This window comes from Enterobacter cloacae complex sp. IR5428 (assembly GCF_049238585.1).
In the GTDB taxonomy this organism is placed as follows: Bacteria; Pseudomonadota; Gammaproteobacteria; order Enterobacterales; family Enterobacteriaceae; genus Enterobacter; species Enterobacter intestinihominis.
The window spans coordinates 347874-365573 of the sequence record NZ_JBMKHV010000003.1; the positions used below are offsets into that span (position 1 = coordinate 347874).

At 56.4% G+C, this 17700-nt stretch carries 9 protein-coding genes, 3 tRNA genes and 2 pseudogenes; 8 read left to right on the forward strand and 6 right to left on the reverse strand.

What is annotated here, in order from left to right; translation table 11 throughout:
• Positions 1-179 precede the first annotated feature (179 nt).
• Positions 180-255: transfer RNA gene (locus tag ACOTXC_RS06365), tRNA-Asn, on the forward strand.
• Between the two features lie 83 nt (positions 256-338).
• Here the strand turns inward: ACOTXC_RS06365 and ldtA are convergent.
• The 3 genes from ldtA to ACOTXC_RS06380 all read right to left on the reverse strand — a co-directional run bounded on the left by ldtA (position 339) and on the right by ACOTXC_RS06380 (position 4506).
• Positions 339-1271, reverse strand: a complete 933-nt coding sequence (gene ldtA / locus ACOTXC_RS06370; RefSeq protein WP_421767501.1) for a L,D-transpeptidase — start codon at positions 1269-1271, stop codon at positions 339-341.
• Positions 1272-1333: 62 nt separating this feature from the next.
• Positions 1334-4027 carry a cation-transporting P-type ATPase gene (locus ACOTXC_RS06375; protein WP_421767502.1) on the reverse strand — a complete coding sequence of 898 codons (2694 nt, stop codon included), beginning with the start codon at positions 4025-4027 and terminating at the stop codon, positions 1334-1336.
• Between the two features lie 47 nt (positions 4028-4074).
• Positions 4075-4506 (reverse strand): universal stress protein, encoded by a 432-nt coding sequence (locus ACOTXC_RS06380; RefSeq protein WP_421767503.1) that lies wholly within the window; start codon positions 4504-4506, stop codon positions 4075-4077.
• Between the two features lie 472 nt (positions 4507-4978).
• Here ACOTXC_RS06380 and ACOTXC_RS06385 point away from each other — a divergent pair.
• The 3 genes and pseudogenes from ACOTXC_RS06385 (at position 4979) to ACOTXC_RS06395 (ending at position 10088) form a co-directional block, all read left to right on the forward strand.
• Positions 4979-6064, forward strand: a pseudogene (locus ACOTXC_RS06385) (efflux RND transporter periplasmic adaptor subunit).
• Positions 6064-9126 (forward strand): efflux RND transporter permease subunit, encoded by a 3063-nt coding sequence (locus ACOTXC_RS06390; protein ID WP_032676173.1) that lies wholly within the window; start codon positions 6064-6066, stop codon positions 9124-9126. Before ACOTXC_RS06385 ends, ACOTXC_RS06390 begins: the two are co-directional and overlap by 1 nt.
• A gap of 38 nt (positions 9127-9164) precedes the next feature.
• Positions 9165-10088: an acyltransferase gene (locus tag ACOTXC_RS06395; RefSeq protein WP_160863192.1), complete on the forward strand. Its 924-nt coding sequence runs from the start codon at positions 9165-9167 to the stop codon at positions 10086-10088.
• Here ACOTXC_RS06395 and pagP read toward each other — a convergent pair.
• Positions 10085-10660, reverse strand: a complete 576-nt coding sequence (gene pagP, locus ACOTXC_RS06400) for a lipid IV(A) palmitoyltransferase PagP (RefSeq protein ID WP_421767504.1) — start codon at positions 10658-10660, stop codon at positions 10085-10087. The two genes, ACOTXC_RS06395 and pagP, sit on opposite strands and share 4 nt — an antisense overlap.
• A 256-nt stretch (positions 10661-10916) precedes the next feature.
• Between pagP and shiA the strand changes: the two genes are divergently transcribed.
• From shiA to ACOTXC_RS06415, 3 genes are all read left to right on the forward strand, one after another.
• Complete coding sequence (gene shiA / locus ACOTXC_RS06405) at positions 10917-12233, forward strand: shikimate transporter (protein WP_022648594.1); 1317 nt, start codon at positions 10917-10919, stop codon at positions 12231-12233.
• A 76-nt stretch (positions 12234-12309) separates the two neighbouring features.
• Entirely contained in the window at positions 12310-13764 is a 1455-nt protein-coding gene (locus tag ACOTXC_RS06410) for an AMP nucleosidase (RefSeq protein ID WP_421767505.1), read from the forward strand.
• A gap of 15 nt (positions 13765-13779) precedes the next feature.
• Positions 13780-15552 carry an aminopeptidase P family protein gene (locus ACOTXC_RS06415; RefSeq protein ID WP_023300519.1) on the forward strand — a complete coding sequence of 591 codons (1773 nt, stop codon included), beginning with the start codon at positions 13780-13782 and terminating at the stop codon, positions 15550-15552.
• A gap of 143 nt (positions 15553-15695) precedes the next feature.
• On the opposite strand, the gene ACOTXC_RS06420 is transcribed toward ACOTXC_RS06415, so the two are convergent.
• Positions 15696-15771 (reverse strand) — tRNA-Asn (locus ACOTXC_RS06420).
• Positions 15772-15874: 103 nt separating this feature from the next.
• Positions 15875-17358 (reverse strand): annotated as a pseudogene (emmdR, locus tag ACOTXC_RS06425) (multidrug efflux MATE transporter EmmdR).
• A 161-nt stretch (positions 17359-17519) separates the two neighbouring features.
• On the opposite strand from emmdR, the gene ACOTXC_RS06430 reads away from it, so the two are divergent.
• Positions 17520-17595: transfer RNA gene (locus ACOTXC_RS06430), tRNA-Asn, on the forward strand.
• Positions 17596-17700: the final 105 nt, after the last annotated feature.

Genomic DNA, 17700 nt, shown 5'->3' on the forward strand with positions numbered 1-17700 from the left:
TTTCAGACAGTGACAACGGATTCCGATCTGCCCCATTCGGGGTATATCTGCACAATAATGGTGCATTCCGTTGGCAAAAACGTCAGTTTGCTGTTTTTGTCAGCAAACAGTCTAAAGTCGGCGATCCATCCTTTGACAAGGCGTACGCAGGTCGATAATATGCGCCCCGTTCACACGATTCCTCTGTAGTTCAGTCGGTAGAACGGCGGACTGTTAATCCGTATGTCACTGGTTCGAGTCCAGTCAGAGGAGCCAAATTTGAAAAGCCTGCTTTTAAAGCAGGCTTTTTGCTTTTCTGCGTTTGGTAAGTTTGTCGGGTGGCGCTCTGCTTACCCGACCTACGGTCCTGTAGGCCCGGTAAGCGCAACGCCACCGGGCATTGCAAGCCTCACCGGCATCCCCGACCGCCGTTCCAGCTCAGCGCCCGCCCCTTCACTTATCAGCTGCGTCCTTTGCGCGGCCGAAATGGGCAGCGGCACTTTTCGGGTTGATTCAAATTCCGCGCGATTGCGTGAAAGCGGCTCGTGAACCTCTACCCAGCGGCTACCATCCGGCTCGGTGGTCATTTTTACGGGCTGATCGATAAGCTGTACCCGCGTCCCCACCGAAACGTTATCGAACAGGTATTTGATATCGTTATTACGCAGGCGAATGCAGCCCTGGCTGACGCGCAGGCCAATGCCGAAATTTGAGTTGGTACCGTGGATCGCGTACAGCCTGCCGATATAAAGGGCATACAGCCCCATCGGGTTATCCGGCCCGGCGGGCACGAACGCGGGCAACGTTTTCCCCTCCTTCGCGTAAGCACGTCGCGTATTTGGCGTGGGTGACCAGGTTGGGCCTTCCTGTTTGCGCTCAACGGCGGTTACCCAGTTACGCGGCGTTTCGCGCCCGGCCTGACCAATGCCAATAGGCAGCACCTCAACCGTGTTGCTGCCGGGTGGATAATAGTAAAGACGCATTTCCGCGACGTTCACCACAATCCCTTCACGCACGATTGGCGGCAGAATAAGCTGCTGCGGCACCACCAGCGCTGTACCGGCACGTGGTAAAAACGGATCTACCCCCGGGTTAGCTTCCAGCATATTGCTTAACCCTTGCCCGTGCTGCGCTGCAAACGCTTCGAGCGGCAGGGTATTGCCTTCAGGAACGGTGACAGTTATCGGCGCTCCCACCAGGCGGCTCCCCTCGGGAGGGAGTGGGTAGGTTACAGCAGATGCAGCGGGAACCAGTATACAAAGCGTAAAAACGAACGCGGCAAATCGAATCATAGTGTTCTGTACTCGGTCAAAGAGAAAGCCTGCCGGTGGGCAGGCTTAGCCTACTCATTCAGTTATCCTTTCGTCGTGCGCCATCTCCGGGTAAGGACTTTTTCCGCTTCAACAATCATGAACATTGCGAACCCGATCAGGAAGGTAATGATCCAGTAGCGGAACGGCAGCGCTTCGGTACCGAACAACATCTGCATAAACGGCGCATAGACGATCAGAAGCTGAAGGGCCAGAAGTACGCCGCTCACGATCCATATGCCCTTGTTAGCCAGCAGACCTTTACTCAGGGAGAAGCCGTCGGTGACGCGGCAGTTGAGCATGTAAAACCACTGGGCAGTGACCAGCGTTTGCAGCAACACGGTGCGGATGAACTCCGCCGAGTAACCGCGCGGTTGCAGCCAGGCCTCCAGCACAAAGGCGCTGATGGCAATCATCAGGCCGACAAACACCACGCGCCAGATGGCGTAACCGTCCATCACGTGCAGGTTAGACTTACGCGGCGGCCGGTTCATGATGTCCTTCTCACCCGCTTCAAACGCCAGACCAAACGACAGCGTTGCCGAGGTTGCCATGTTCATCCACAGGATCAGTACCGGTGTTAACGGGATCAGGTTCCCCGCCAGCAGGGCAATAATGATCAGCAGGGCCTGGGCGATGTTGCTCGGGATAACGAACAGAATGGTCTTTTTCAGGTTGTCGTAGACCCGACGCCCTTCATGGACCGCCCGGGCAATGGTGGCAAAGTTATCATCCGTTAACACCATATCGGCGGCTTCTTTGGTGACTTCAGTACCTTTGATCCCCATCGCGATGCCGACATCCGCCCGCTTCAGCGCAGGCGCATCGTTCACGCCGTCCCCGGTCATCCCGACCACTTCCTGCTTACTTTGCAGCGCCTGCACCAGACGGAATTTATCTTCCGGGCTGGTTCGGGCAAAGATATCGTATTTTTGCGCCGCCTCGCTCAGCTGGTGGTCGTCCATCGCCTCCAGTTCGCGCCCGGTAATGGCGCTCGCCGCGTTGCCAATACCCAGCATCTGACCAATGCTCATCGCCGTTTGTGGATGATCCCCGGTAATCATTTTCACGCGAATGCCCGCCTGCAAGCAGTCGGCAATGGCCGAAATGGCTTCCGGGCGCGGGGGATCCATCATGCCCGCAATGCCGAGCAGTATGACCCCCTCTTGCAGATCCGCATGCGTCAGCTCGCGCTGCCCGCTGGCGGCCGGTTTCCAGGCCGCAGCCACCATGCGCAATCCTTCGCGCGCATACTCTTCAATCTTCTCTTCCCAATAGTGCAGGTTCAACGGCTCCAGCCCGTTTTGAGTCTGCTGGTGCTGGCAAAGACGGAAAAGGACGTCCGGCGCACCGGTGATTAACATCACCTCTTCGTCGCCCAGGCGATACAGGGTGGACATGTATTTATATTGCGAATCGAATGGGATTTTACTGCGCAATTCGGCGTCAATTGGCGGAAGCGGGATTTTTGCCGCCAGCACCTTCAGCGCGCCTTCGGTAGGCCCGCCGGTGATTTTCCACAGCCCCTGCTCATCTTTGATCAGCTGGCTGTCATTACAGAGATCGACGGTGCGCAGATAGCGCTCCAGCACAGACCCCTGGGTCACGGTTACCGGTGTTGGATCGTCAACAGGGTGAATATTGCCCACCGGCTCGTAGCTGTCTCCCTCCACGCGGTAGGTGGTGTCCGCGGTAATCACCGCTTTTACCGTCATCTCATTCATGGTCAGGGTGCCGGTTTTATCCGAGCAGATCACCGTCATCGCCCCCAGCGTTTCCACGGTAGGCAGCTTGCGAATAATCGCCTTGCGACGCGCCATCGCCTGCACGCCCAGCGAGAGGATGATAGAGATAATGGCCGGTAAACCTTCCGGCACCGCCGCCACCGCAAGGCTAATCAGCGACAGCACCAGCTCTGAAACGGGCATATCGCGGAAGATAAGACTGAAAACGAACAGCGCCAGCATCATCACCAGAATGGTGATAAAAAAGGTCTTGCCGAGCTTGTCCATTTGCACCATCAACGGGGTACGGTGTTTTTCAATGTCCGACATCATCTGGTTGATATGGCCGAGTTCGGTCTCCCCACCGGTCGCCACCACCAGCCCTTTTCCCCCGCCGGAGCTGACGGTGGTGCCAGAATAAAGCAGGTTGTAACGGTCGCCTAACGGCAACTCCCCGTGGAGCGCATCGCTGCTTTTCTCCACTACCGTGGATTCGCCGGTAAGAATAGCTTCTTCCACCCGCAGGTTGTGCGCCTCTATTACGCGAAGGTCGGCAGGAATGCGATCCCCGGCGCGTATCACCACGATATCTCCCGGCACTAGCGCTGTCGTCGGGATAGTTTCATGGTTGCCCTGCCGGATGACCACAGCCTCGCTGGAGAGCATATTACGAATGCTTTGCAGCGATTTCTCCGCATTACTCTCCTGAATATGTCCAATCAGGGCGTTGATGATGGCCACCCCAAGAATGACAAACATATCCACCCAGTGTCCCATTATCAGCTTCAGCAGCGCCGCCGCCAGAAGGACGTAAATAAGGACATCGTTGAAATGGGCCAGAAAGCGCAGCCAGCCAGGTTTACCCGGTTTTTGCGGTAAGGCATTTTCACCGTATTTTTCCAGTCTGGCGGTGGCTTCTGCACTGGTAAGTCCGTCCAGGCTGGATTGGATATTTGTCAGGGTTTCATCAACGGTCTGTTGATAATACGGATGGTGAGGCTTTTCTGTTATCATCGTTCCTTCCTCGGGTTCTTTTCAGAAATCACCTTGCTTTCATGTCATTAACGAATAACGAAAACAGGAACATGTGCATAACGAACGATACTCGCCGCCTCTGACCCTAATAAATGGGTTTGAATATTTGGATTGCGCGACCCCACAATAATCGCGCCGACGTTAAGTTCATCCGCCAGTTTGATTACCTCATCACGTATATTCCCGCTCCGAACATGTAGATGGACATTTGCTTCCGGCAGGCTGATTTTTTTTACCAGCGCGGCCAGTTTTTCTTTAGCATTATTAATCATATATTCATCCATCTTTCTCGCGTCTGCAATAAAACCGCGGGTCAATTCCGCCGCGAACTTTGGCATAACGTACAGCAGATGGACATTACCCGATGCGCTTTGCGCCAGGAATTGGGCATGCTGTAGCGCTTTATCAGACAACGCTGTTTCGTATACATCCACCGGCACCAGAATCGTTTTATACATATCAAGCATCCTTTTTATAACCAACACAACAGTGAGTGAATCAGGAGAGATCGCATCAAACCCATGGGTACAGGCGTGAATGCCTTTTACGGAAAAAAGGAATGGATGCTATTAAACGTAGCACAGGAATATCAGGATGTTATTCAAAGGGGATACGCTATCGTATCGCTTGTTTCGCCTGAGTATGTCACGCCACTAATAATGGTTATTTAACATTTATTTATTCACCGACTATGCTCATAGTCAGACATGCAACATGTTCATTCTCATTATCCCGCGCCACCTTCAACCTCATGGAGGAATGCATGTACGGTTTGAGCCTGATTCGCCTTGGTTTGTTTATTGCGCTTGCCATTATCGCCAGCACAGCAATCGGTTTATTTACCTATGTGGTCGTCTCGGCCCTGGCGGAATAGCGCCACCCCAGCATTGATGACGAAATAAATAAAACAATTATTATCAGGGGAATACTGTGAAGCGCTACCTCTCTCTTCTGCCTGCTGTTTTATTGCTGCTGACGGCGTGCGACCCCAAACCCGACCGCGCCGCACCCCTGCCAAAAATGGTAAAAGTCACAGAGGTGGTCAAGGCCGGCAACGCGCAGCAGCGCGTATTTCCCGCGCGTATCGAATCCGGCGACGCCACCGATCTCGCGTTCAAACGTGCCGGGCAGATTGAGACTCTGGACATTCGCCAGGGTGCCGTTGTCAAACAGGGGCAACGGCTCGCCAGTCTTAACGATCGCGAAGCCCGGCAGCGTCTGAACGACAGACAAACGGCGGCGACCCTGGCTCAGCGGCAATTCGACCGCTTCCAGACCCTGGCAGGACGCCAGGCCGTGTCGAAGGCCGAGATGGATGTCCAGCGCGCAAACCGCGATTCTGCAAACGCCGCGCTACAGATTGCTCGCGAGGAATGAAGCCAGATGACGCTCGTCGCCCCCTTTAGCGGGACAGCGGCCAGCGTACATGTGCGAAATCATCAGGTCGTCTCAGCCGGCCAGCCCGTCGTCACCCTGACCCGTACCGACCTGCTGGACGTGGTGTTCAGCCTTCCAGAGAACCTGTTTAACACCTTCGATATCCGCAATGCGCAGTACAAACCGGTAGTGAGGATCAACGCCCTGCCCGGTCGCGAGTTTACCGCTGTGTACAAAGAGCACTCAGGCAGTAGCGACAGCAACACATTGACCTGGCAGGTGATTTTAACCATGCCCCGCCCGGATGATTTTCCCGTCGTGGGCGGCGTCAGCGGAACGGTCACCATCAATTTAACCAACCTACCGGCGGGCGTGGGCAGTGAGGCGCTGGTGGTGCCGGTTGAAGCGGTCTTTAACCCGGATAACCGCCCGCGCAATGAGCCACACGTCTGGGTGGTGACGGGCGAAGGCGATACGTTGCACCTGGAAGATCGTAAGGTCAGCGTCGGGCAAGTCAGCGCTGAGGGGGTCGTCATCGTCGGTGGGCTTAAGGCCGGTGAACGCGTGGTGGCCGCAGGCGTTGGGGAGTTACATCCCAACCAGCCGGTACGTATCTGGACGCGTGAACGGGGACTGTAATGGATATCTCTCGTCAGTTTATCAGCAACCCGGTTCGCGTCTGGCTGACTATTCTGCTGCTGGGCGTAGGTGGCATTATTGCCCTGTTGAACATCGGCAGACTGGAAGATCCGGCGTTTACCATCAAAACGGCGGTGGTAATCACTCATTATCCGGGCGCGTCGGCGCAGCAGGTTGAGGAAGAGGTCACCCTGCCGCTGGAAAACGCGCTTCAGCAGTTACCTTACCTGGATAACGTCAGCTCCATCTCCTCCAGCGGCCTGTCGCAGATCACGGTCAATATAGCCTCGCGCTACCACTCAAATGCGCTGCCGCAAATCTGGGATGAACTGCGTCGCCGGGTGGGAGATGCCGCCCGACAGTTTCCACCGGGGGTAGTGACCCCGTTTGTGAATGACGATTTTGGCGATGTGTTCGGCTTTTTCTTTGCCATTTCCGGCGATGAATTCAGCAATCCGGAATTGGTGCGGTATGCCGAGCAGCTGCGCCGGGAGTTGGTCCTCGTGCCGGGCGTGGGCAAAGTGGCCATCGGCGGAGCCCTCACCCAGCAGATTAACGTGGACATTTCTCTGAGCAAAATGGCCGCGCGCGGGATTACGCTTAACCAGCTTTCTGCCCAGCTCAGCAGGCTGAACGTGGTTTCCAGCGCGGGAGAGATCCCCTCCGGTACTGAGTCAATTCGTCTGCATCCTACCGGAGAATTCGAAAGTATTGACGAGCTAGCCGATCTCATAGTGACCCCGCCCGGCGTTGGGGCGGCTACCCGCTTACGGGATATTGCCACCCTGTCACGTGGGCTGGATGCGTCCCCTGCCAGCATCTACCATGCCAACGGCAGAAAAGCCGTCACCATGGGCGTCTCCTTTATCCCCGGCGTTAACGTGATCGACGTGGGACATGCCCTGGAGGCGAAGCTTGAGCAGATGTCAGCCGAGAAACCGGCAGGTATCCATATCGACCTGTTTTACGATCAGGCGGCGGAGGTCGGGCATTCCGTCAACGGATTTATCATTAATTTCCTGATGGCGCTGGCGATTGTCGTCGGTGTGTTGCTGATCTTTATGGGCTTACGCAGCGGGCTCATTATCGCCTTTTCCCTCGCGCTCAACGTGCTGGGCACGCTGCTGATCATGTATCTCTGGGGCATAGAACTACAGCGTATTTCACTGGGGGCGCTGATCATCGCCCTCAGTATGCTGGTCGATAACGCCATCGTGGTTGTCGAAGGGGTACTGATAGCCCGGCAGCAGGGCTCGCCCCTGCTTAACGCCATTAACGCTATAATTCGCCGCTCTGCGCTGCCGCTGCTGGGTGCGACGGTCATCGCCATCCTGGCTTTTGCGCCCGTCGGGCTGTCACAGGATTCCACCGGCGAATACTGTAAGTCGCTGTTTCAGGTGCTGTTGATTTCGCTGATGCTGAGCTGGTTCTCAGCCCTCACCATTACGCCGGTGCTGATTAAATGGTGGCTGTTTAAACATGACGCTGCACCGCCAGACGCCGACGAAACGGATCCCTACGACAAACGCATCTATCGGATCTACCGGGGTTTGCTCAATGCACTGTTACGGCGTAAAGCGCCAACGCTGATGGTGATGGCCGCACTGCTGGCTGCCGCCATCTGGGGCTTTGGCTCGGTGCGGCAGAACTTCTTCCCCTCATCCAGTACGCCAATTTTCTTTGTCGATCTCTGGCTCCCTTACGGGACCGACATTAACTGGACCGAGAAGATGACTGGCGATATCGAGAAAACCATTAACGGCCAGCCTGGTGTGGAAACTACGGTCTCGACGATTGGTCAGGGAAGTATGCGATTTATTTTGACCTACAGCGGACAGCGGCAGTACAGCAACTATGCACAAATCATGGTGAGAATGGACGACCAGCGTAACATCCCCGCCCTGACCCGCCACGTTGATGAGTACATCGCACGGAACTACCCGCAGGTTAATGCCAGCACGAAACGGGTGATGTTTGGCCCCTCCGGTGACAGCGCCATTGAAATACGTATTAAGGGCCCCGATCCGGACAGGCTGCGTCTGATCGCCAGCCATGTAGACAGTATTCTTACGCGCGATCCGGCGACGGACAGCGTCAGGAACGACTGGCAAAACCGCAGCAAAGTGATCCGCCCGCAGTACGTCACCGCGCTGGGACGTGAGCTTGGCGTGGATAAGCAAGACGTCGATAACGCCCTGGAGATGAATTTCTCCGGCAGCCGGGCGGGACTGTACAGAGAAGGAAGCGACTTGTTACCCGTGGTGGTGCGCCCGCCGGAAAGTGAGCGGCTGGACGCCAATCACCTGAATAACGTCCTGGTCTGGAGCCAGACCCGGCAGCAGTATATTCCGCTGAGCAACGTCGTCAGCGGCTTCGCGCTGGAGTGGGAAGATCCGCTGATCCTGCGTCGCGACCGCTCGCGCGTGCTGACCGTGCAGACCGACCCTGACCCGCTAAGCCAGCAAACGTCCGGCGATATTCTCGCCCGCGTGAAGCCGCAAATAGATGCCCTGCCTCTGCCTCACGGCTACAGCATTGAATGGGGCGGGGACGCGGAGAACTCCAGCGAAGCGCAGCAGGGGCTATTTACCACGCTGCCGCTCGGGTATCTGGTGATGTTTGTGATCACGGTGCTGATGTTCAGTTCGGTAAAAAACGCCGTCGCTATCTGGCTGACCGTGCCGCTGGCGTTGATCGGCGTTACGCCCGGTTTTTTACTTACCGGGATCCCCTTTGGCTTTATGGCACTGATTGGCCTGCTGAGCCTGAGCGGGATGCTGATCCGCAACGGCATTGTGCTGGTGGAAGAGATAGAGCAGCAGAAAGCGCAGCAGGATCAGCACAGTGCGATCGTTTACGCCGCCACGTCGCGCCTGCGTCCCATCCTGCTCACCGCCTTTACGACCGTGCTTGGCCTCGCCCCCCTGCTGCTGGATGTGTTCTTCCAGAGCATGGCCGTTGTGATTATGTTTGGGCTTGGGTTTGCTACAATCCTGACGCTGCTGGTACTCCCCGTAATTTACGCGTGTTTTCATCGTAAGGACGAAGCTGAACAACAATGAATGCGACAGGGCTGAACATCATCAAGACGCTGGGCTGTATGACGGCGGTCACCTTCTTCACCATCTACAACACCTGGGACCATTACGATTATGACTATCACTGGATCCTCGGTTTTTTAACCTTCATTTCGACCATCGCCACGCCGTTGTTTTTTGTGGTTGCAGGGTATCTGGATGGGCAATCCCGACACGGCACGCGCTGGCAGCTGGATAAGATCAAAAGCCTGGTGATCGTCTTTCTGTTCTGGGTAACCATTTACTACCTGTGGGAGCCCTATCAGCGCGGATATCTGATCCAGCCCTGGTTCGTGTTCGCATTTGTCGTGATTTACACTTTTCATCCGGCGGTGGAGTGGCTCAGCCAGCGGCGAACGCTGTTTTGCGGGGTGATTGTCACCCTGCTGCTTTTCTCATACGGGTACGATTTGCTGTCAGCCCTCTATCCTGATGTCCACGTGCTTTCATTGTCGCCGCAGTATCGCCTGTGGACGTGGCTGCTGTTTTATCTGACGGGGCAGCTCTTTTGCGATCCGCAGATTGCGGCGTGGATCGGCCGCAAAAATGTGGTCAGGGCAGCGGTGATTGCCATACCGTTTATCTATCTCTTCACGTGGTTTTACGAACGGCATTTCTTTTTTGCGCTATTTAAAGCGGACAGAAACGCCTTTATCCTCACCGGATCGCAAATCTACATCCTGATTATTGCCCTGGTGATTGCGGCCAACGGCGTACGTTTTCGCCGCAATGCGGAGTTTAAAGAGTCCGTGCTGGCCGCCATTAGCAAAACGATGACCGGGGTCTATATCATGCACTACTCGGTGTTTCACCTGTTGACGGCGCTCATTCCGGTAACGTCCCTGAGCACCAAACTTGCTCTGATTGTGCTCACCTTTGTTACGTCGGTCCTGTTTTCGCTGCTGATCCTGTCCAACGCAGTGGCCAAAAAAGTGATCACCCTCTAAAAGCCCAGGCGCAGCCAGGCAAACAGCACGTTGCCGTTGTTGTAGGTTCCGGGGATATAGGTGAACTGGACGGTGACGCGCTTATATCTGGCAGAGAAAAGCGGGAAGATAAACGGCAGCGGGACATAGTTAGCAAAGTCGTCGCGCGCGGTGATCCCCGCGGCGGCTCCCAGACCCAGACGGAAATCTTTTGCGTTATCCAGATACCAGCCCTTTTCCCAGCCGTAGCCCATCGCGGGCTGCCACTCGTTATGTGAATCTTTAAACATCATGGCAAAGAGTGCGCTCCAGTTGCCCTCGTCGTTGTAGCGAGAAACGCCCAGTCCGCCGCCCCACGGCATTTCGTTGTAGTTATCCGTTTTCTCTTTGTCATACATAAAGCGGGCATGCCAGCTCAGAAACGGCAGGTAGAGATCGTAACGATCTGGCTGCTCCCAGGTCTGGGAAATATCGTCTGTTACCGCATCCCACCAGCGGTGGATGCGCTGTTCGCCGTAGACTTTTGGCTCCGCATGCAGCGGCGAAGCCACCAAAAACAGGACTACCCAGAGTGCAGGAAAGAGGCGTTGCATCGTTATTCCCTCAGCTTACGTCACACAGCGATCATTATTACTGTAAACCATTCAGCCCTAACCGGAGCCAAACAGGCTGATTTATATTGGAACCCGATAAGATGAAATTTATTGATTCTGCGCTTTCAGGAAAGATAAAAACGTTTTCTCAGGCCGTCTGTCGCGGTAGTCTCATACGTTCCGTCAATATGACGGCTGCAACGTGAGTGACCTTTTCTTATACCAATAATTAAAAATCAGTACAGACAGGACAACTATGGACTCCACCCTCATCTCCGCTCGCCGCAACGAGGAGACACCTTCGCTTAACCGCGCCCGCCGCGCCGCTTTAGGTAGCTTCGCAGGCGCCGTCGTCGACTGGTATGACTTTCTGCTCTACGGTATTACCGCTGCGCTGGTATTTAACCGTGAATTCTTTCCTCAGATCAGCCCCGCCATGGGCACGCTTGCTGCGTTTGCCACCTTCGGCGTCGGTTTTCTGTTTCGTCCGCTGGGCGGGATAATTTTCGGCCACTTCGGCGATCGCCTTGGCCGTAAGCGCATGCTGATGCTCACCGTCTGGATGATGGGCATTGCCACCGCGCTGATCGGTATTTTGCCCTCCTTTGCATCGATTGGCTGGTGGGCCCCGGTGTTGCTGGTGACGCTGCGCGCCATTCAGGGCTTTGCCGTCGGCGGCGAATGGGGCGGCGCGGCACTGCTGTCCGTGGAAAGCGCGCCGAAGAACAAGAAAGCGTTCTACAGCAGCGGCGTGCAGGTAGGCTATGGCGTGGGTCTGCTGCTCTCCACGGGCCTGGTGTCGCTCATAAGCCAGCTCACGACAGACGAGCAGTTCCTGAGCTGGGGCTGGCGTATTCCGTTTATCTTCAGCATTGTGCTGGTCGTGGTGGCCCTGTGGATCCGTAACGGCATGGAAGAGTCGGCTGAGTTTGAGCAGCAGCAACGCGAAAAACCGGTCGCGAAAAAACGGCTGCCGGTGATGGAAGCGCTGGTGCAGCACCCTGGCGCTTTTCTGAAAATTATCGCCCTGCGCCTGTGCGAACTGCTGACGATGTATATCGTCACCGCCTTCGCCCTCAACTACTCCACGCAAAACCTCGGCCTGCCGCGGGAATTGTTCCTGAACATTGGCCTGGTGGTGGGCGGGATCAGCTGCCTGACCATCCCCTGCTTCGCCTGGCTGGCGGATCGCTTTGGCCGTCGACGGGTGTATATCACCGGGGCGCTTATCGGCACACTCAGCGCCTGGCCGTTCTTTATGGCGCTGGAGGCCCAGTCGGTCTTCTGGATTGTCTTCTTCGCGATCATGCTCGCGAACATCGCTCACGATATGGTGGTCTGCGTGCAGCAGCCGATGTTTACCGAGCTGTTTGGCGCAAGCTACCGCTACAGCGGCGCGGGCGTGGGATATCAGGTGGCGAGCGTGGTCGGCGGCGGGTTTACGCCGTTTATCGCCGCCGCGCTGGTGACGTTCTCCGGCGGGAACTGGCATAGCGTGGCGATTTATCTGCTGGCAGGTTGCCTGCTTTCTGCTGCCACCGCCCTGTTGATGAAGGAAACCGCGCACAGCTGATCTCCTCACTTTTGTTTCACAGGCGTGTGACATACTATCGGGTATAGCCGCACACCTGTGGAACAAGGAGACAGACATGAATAATAAGGGCTCCAGCCTGACCCCGGCTCAGGCGCTGGAAAAACTCGACGCGCTGTATGAACAGTCCGTCAATGCACTGCGCAGCGCCATCAGTGACTATATCGAAACAGGGAAGTTTCCCGATGAAAAGGCCAGAACCCAGGGCCTTTTTGTTTATCCATCGCTCTCTGTCACCTGGGACGGCAGCGCCAGCAGCAATCCGAAAACCCGCGCCTATGCGCGTTTCACCCACTCCGGCTGTTACAGCACGACCATCACGCGTCCTGCGCTGTTCCGCCCCTACCTGGAAGAGCAGCTTACCCTGCTGTATCAGGATTACGGCGCGCATATCAGCGTTGAACCGTCCCTGCACGAGATCCCCTACCCGTACGTGATAGACGGCTCAGCGCTGACGCTGGATCGCTCCATGAGCGCGGGACTGACCCGCCATTTCCCGACCACTGAGCTGTCGCAGATTGGCGATGAGACGGCGGACGGGATCTATCACCCGGCAGAGTTTTCACCGCTGTCGCACTTTGATGCCCGCCGTGTCGATTTTTCGCTGGCACGCCTGCGCCACTACACCGGCACCCCAGCCGAACATTTCCAGCCGTTCGTACTGTTTACCAACTACACCCGCTATGTAGACGAATTTGTCCGCTGGGGCTGTAGCCAGATCCTTGACCCGGACAGCCCTTACATCGCTCTCTCCTGCGCGGGCGGGATCTGGATCACCGCCGAAACCGAAGCACCGGAAGAGGCCATCTCCGACCTGGCGTGGAAAAAGCACCAGATGCCCGCCTGGCACCTGGTTACCACCGACGGTCAGGGCATTACGTTGATTAACATCGGCGTTGGCCCGTCGAATGCGAAAACCATCTGCGACCATCTGGCGGTTCTGCGCCCGGACGTCTGGCTGATGATCGGCCACTGCGGCGGCCTGCGTGAAAGCCAGCTGATTGGTGATTATGTCCTCGCCCACGCTTATCTGCGTGACGACCATGTTCTTGACGCGGTTCTGCCGCCGGACATTCCTATCCCGAGTATCGCTGAAGTACAGCGCGCCCTGTACGACGCCACCAAAGAGGTGAGCGGCATGCCGGGTGAAGAGGTGAAGCAGCGCCTGCGTACCGGTACGGTCGTCACCACCGACGATCGTAACTGGGAGCTTCGCTATTCCGCCTCCGCCCTGCGTTTCAATCTCAGCCGTGCGGTCGCGATCGATATGGAAAGCGCCACCATTGCTGCGCAGGGCTACCGCTTCCGCGTCCCGTACGGCACGCTGCTGTGCGTGTCCGATAAACCGCTGCACGGCGAGATCAAACTGCCGGGTCAGGCGAACCGTTTCTACGAAGGGGCGATCTCAGAGCACCTTCAGATTGGTATTCGCACCATCGATTTACTGCGTGCAGAGGGCGACAAACTGCATTCCCGTAAGCTGCGCACCTTCAATGAGCCACCGTTTAGGTGATACTAAGGACACAATATGCACACCACATCACCGCTTACGGCCCTGCGCCAGTGGCTACAGGACAATCAGCTCGACGGGATGATTGTGCCGCGCGCCGATGCCTGGCAGAGCGAATCTTGCGCACCGTATGATGCAAAGCTGGCCTGGCTGACGGGCTTTGACGGCTCGGCGGGGCTGGCGCTGGTACTGAAAGACAGAGCGCTGCTTTTTGTTGACGGACGCTATCAGGTTCAGGCCCGCGTACAGGTCAATCTCCACGAGGTGGAGATCCACCATCTGCACAACGAGCCGCTGGCCGAGTGGCTGGCGAAAAACGTTGCGGCCGGCACGCGCATCGGCTTTGATACGCTGCTGATGACCAATGCAGAGTTTACGCGGCTCTCGGCCACGCCGTGCGAACTGGTACCGCTCGCGCGCTCTCCGTTCGATACCCTCTGGGTTGACCGCCCTGCCGCCCCCGCAGGGCTTATCCGCGAGATGCCTGTAGACATCAGCGGCGAAAGCAGCGCCGCCAAACGCCAGCGCGCCGCCGCCGTGCTGGCAGAGCACCGCGCGGATTATCTGGCCGTTACCCTGCCGGACAATATCGCCTGGCTGCTGAACGTGCGGGGCTCAGATATCCCCTTTTGCCCGGTGCCTCTGTCGTTTGCCCTGCTGAACCGCGAGGGTGCGGTGGAATGGTTTGTGGATGATAGCAAGCTGAATGCGCTGCCGGATGCCGTGCGGAACGCCTTCACGATTGCGCCTCAGGAGGCCTTTATCCCGCGCTGTAGGCAGCTTGCGCAGGGTAAGCGGGTCATGATCGATCCCGATTCCGCACCGGTGGCGTTACGCTTTGCGGTTGAACCTCAGGGGGAAATTATCTGGCAGACCGACCCGATCACCCTGATGAAAGCTACGAAAAACCCGGTGGAGCTGGCGGGCTATCGTGAATGCCATCACCAGGACGGTGCGGCATGGGTGAATTTCCTGGCCTGGCTGAGCCGGGAAGTTCCTCAGCGGGCCGCGTCGGGAATGCCGCTGACCGAGCTTGACGTGCAGGCGAAACAGCTTGCGTTCCGCCTGCAACAGCCTGGCTTTGTCGAGCCGAGTTTCGCCACTATTTCCGCTTCCGCGAGTAACGCGGCGATGTGCCATTACCACTCAAGCGAGGCCAGCAACAAGCCCATCGGCCACGACCACTTTTACCTGAATGATTCCGGGGGGCAGTACCGAAACGGCACCACGGACGCGACGCGTACCCTGGCCTGGGGAAAGGTCGATCCACAGCAGCGTTTGCACTACACCGCAGTGCTTAAAGGCTTCCTGTCGCTGATTACCCTTCAGTTCCCGTCCGGCACTCAGGGGCACCAGCTGGATGCCTTTGCGCGCCGTCCGCTGTGGGAGTTGGGACTGGATTACGACCACGGCACCGGGCATGGCGTAGGGCATCAGCTTCTGATCCACGAGAACCCGCACCGTTTTGCGCAAAAGGTCAACCCGTGGCCGCTGGTGGCGGGCAATATTATGACCATTGAGCCGGGTTACTACCTGGGCGATAGCCACGGTATTCGCATTGAAAACCAGGTGGAGATTGTCGAAAGCCGTCCGGGATTTTGTAAGTTTGCCTCGCTGACGCTGATCCCAATCGATTTAAGCCAGGTGGAGCTGCATCTGTTGAGCGAGTCAGAAAAACAGTGGCTGGATGAGTACCACCAGCAGGTACGAGAGGCGCTTTCACCCCGGGTGGACAGCGATGCGCGGCCGTGGCTGGTGGAGGCAACGGCGCCAATACGTGTGAACCGGTAGTGCGGCTTTTGCCGGGTGGTGGCTTCGCCTTACCCGGCCTACGATTCGATGTTTTTGTAGGTCGGGTAAGCGGAGCGCCACCCGACAATTTTACTGAACGCAGCAAAGCAAAAAGCCTGCTTTAAAAGCAGGCTTTTTTAATTTGGCTCCTCTGACTGGACTCGAACCAGTGACATACGGATTAACAGTCCGCCGTTCTACCGACTGAACTACAGAGGAATCGTGTGAACGGGGCGCATATTATCGATGCGCCCTGAGGATGTCAAAGGGTGAATGCAGATTTTCAATCGTTTGCCGATTTATTCTCCACTTCGCACATTTGTCAGGCACTTGCCGTTTCCGAAACCTCCTGCTCCGGTTTTTTTCGCGGATATTTCCACAGCCAGCGTCCGCTCACCATGCGCCAGTAGAACAGCGCCCCGCGCACGGCCCAGTCAAGGAACATCCCCAGCCAGACGCCGACAACGCCCATACCTAACATTACCCCCAGCGTGTAGCCCGCCACGACGCGGCAGCCCCACATGCCGAGCATGGAGACCCACATCGCAAACCGGGCATCGCGCGCCCCTTTCAGCCCGGCAGGAAGTACCCAGGACGCGGCCCAAATTGGCATAAACCCCGCGTTGAGCCAAATCAGCACCTTCACGACCTCTTTCACGTCATTTTCATGCGTATAGAACGAGGCCATCAGCCCGGCAAAAGGTGCAGTTCCCCACGCAATCGCCGTCAGTCCAATGGTTGAAAGCCAGAAGACATGCCGAAGCTGCCGTTCCGCCTGCCCTATCTGCCCCTTTCCGAGGCGTCTGCCGGTGATGATCGTCGACGCCGATCCCAGTGCGTTTCCGGGCAGGTTAATGAGCGAGGCGATGGAGAAGGCAATAAAGTTGCCGGCGATGACGTCTGTTCCCATCCCGGCAACAAACATCTGCGTCAGCAGTTTCCCACCATTAAACAACACGGATTCGATGCTGGCCGGAATCCCGATCCCCATCACTTCCCAGATAATGGCGAAGTTAAGCGGACGGAAATAGCTTTTAAGCGTCAGGCGCAGCGATGGCGTAATTCCCGCCATCAGCACGCCGATTATCGCCGCCGCACCAATATAGCGGGAAATGGTCAGCCCTAATCCCGCGCCGACAAAGCCCAGCCCCTCCCAGGAAAAGACACCGTAAATCAAAACGCTGCTGATAATGATGTTCAGGATGTTCATGCCGCCGTTTATTAACAGCGGAATTTTGGTATTCCCTGCGCCACGAAGCGCACCGCTACCAATCAGCGCGATGGCAGCCGCCGGATAGCTCAGCACCGTCATTTCCAGATAGGTGAGCGCCAGATCCTTCACTTCACCTGTCGCTTCACCCGCGACGATGTCGATAATTTCTTTGCCGTAATAATGGATAACCGCCGCAAGGATGATCGAAAAGAGGGTCATGATCATCAGCGACTGTCTGGCCGCCTCCCGGGCGCGTTTTGGATCAAGTTTCCCAAGACTAAACGCCACCACTACCGTTGTACCGAGATCGATAGCGGCAAAGAAGGACATCACAACCATGTTGAAACTGTCCGCCAGCCCTACCCCGGCCATGGCTTCTTTACCGAGCCAGCTCACCAGGAAGGTGCTTAACACCCCCATCAACAGGACGCAGGTATTCTCCAGGAAAATAGGCACAGCAAGGGGGGTGATTTCACGCCAGAACAGAACTCGATAACTCTTACGTTTTGCATACCAGGGCGTGCGCATAATCGCCTGGCGCAGGGGTGCGGTGACGTTCAAAATGGGCCTTAACGAGAAAGTTGAAACTCCATTTCAAATGATGGGGCAGAAATGCGTATCCTGCAAAGTATTTTCCATAAAATTATGTTTGGATTTACAACAAAATGACGACAGAATCATCAAACAATCACTTTTGCCTGAGATCAGGTTTGACAAAAGTTTTTTCGCCGCTAAGATAAGCCTCCACAACGATTCCTCTGTAGTTCAGTCGGTAGAACGGCGGACTGTTAATCCGTATGTCACTGGTTCGAGTCCAGTCAGAGGAGCCAAATTAAAAAAGCCTGCTTTTAAGCAGGCTTTTTGCTTTTCTGCGTTCAGTAAAATTGTCGGGTGGCGCTGCGCTTACCCGACCTAGGGTCCTGTAGGCCCGGTAA

What these genes read in the sequence shown, in the direction of transcription:
- ACOTXC_RS06415 (WP_023300519.1), top strand. Translation starts at nt 13,780, where the DNA reads ATGCACACCACATCACCGCTTACGGCCCTGCGCCAGTGGCTACAGGAC.
- ACOTXC_RS06390 (WP_032676173.1), top strand. Translation starts at nt 6,064, where the DNA reads ATGGATATCTCTCGTCAGTTTATCAGCAACCCGGTTCGCGTCTGGCTG.
- ACOTXC_RS06375 (WP_421767502.1), bottom strand. Translation starts at nt 4,027, where the DNA reads ATGATAACAGAAAAGCCTCACCATCCGTATTATCAACAGACCGTTGAT.
- ACOTXC_RS06395 (WP_160863192.1), top strand. Translation starts at nt 9,165, where the DNA reads ATGACGGCGGTCACCTTCTTCACCATCTACAACACCTGGGACCATTAC.
- ldtA (WP_421767501.1), bottom strand. Translation starts at nt 1,271, where the DNA reads ATGATTCGATTTGCCGCGTTCGTTTTTACGCTTTGTATACTGGTTCCC.
- ACOTXC_RS06410 (WP_421767505.1), top strand. Translation starts at nt 12,310, where the DNA reads ATGAATAATAAGGGCTCCAGCCTGACCCCGGCTCAGGCGCTGGAAAAA.
- pagP (WP_421767504.1), bottom strand. Translation starts at nt 10,660, where the DNA reads ATGCAACGCCTCTTTCCTGCACTCTGGGTAGTCCTGTTTTTGGTGGCT.
- shiA (WP_022648594.1), top strand. Translation starts at nt 10,917, where the DNA reads ATGGACTCCACCCTCATCTCCGCTCGCCGCAACGAGGAGACACCTTCG.
- ACOTXC_RS06380 (WP_421767503.1), bottom strand. Translation starts at nt 4,506, where the DNA reads ATGTATAAAACGATTCTGGTGCCGGTGGATGTATACGAAACAGCGTTG.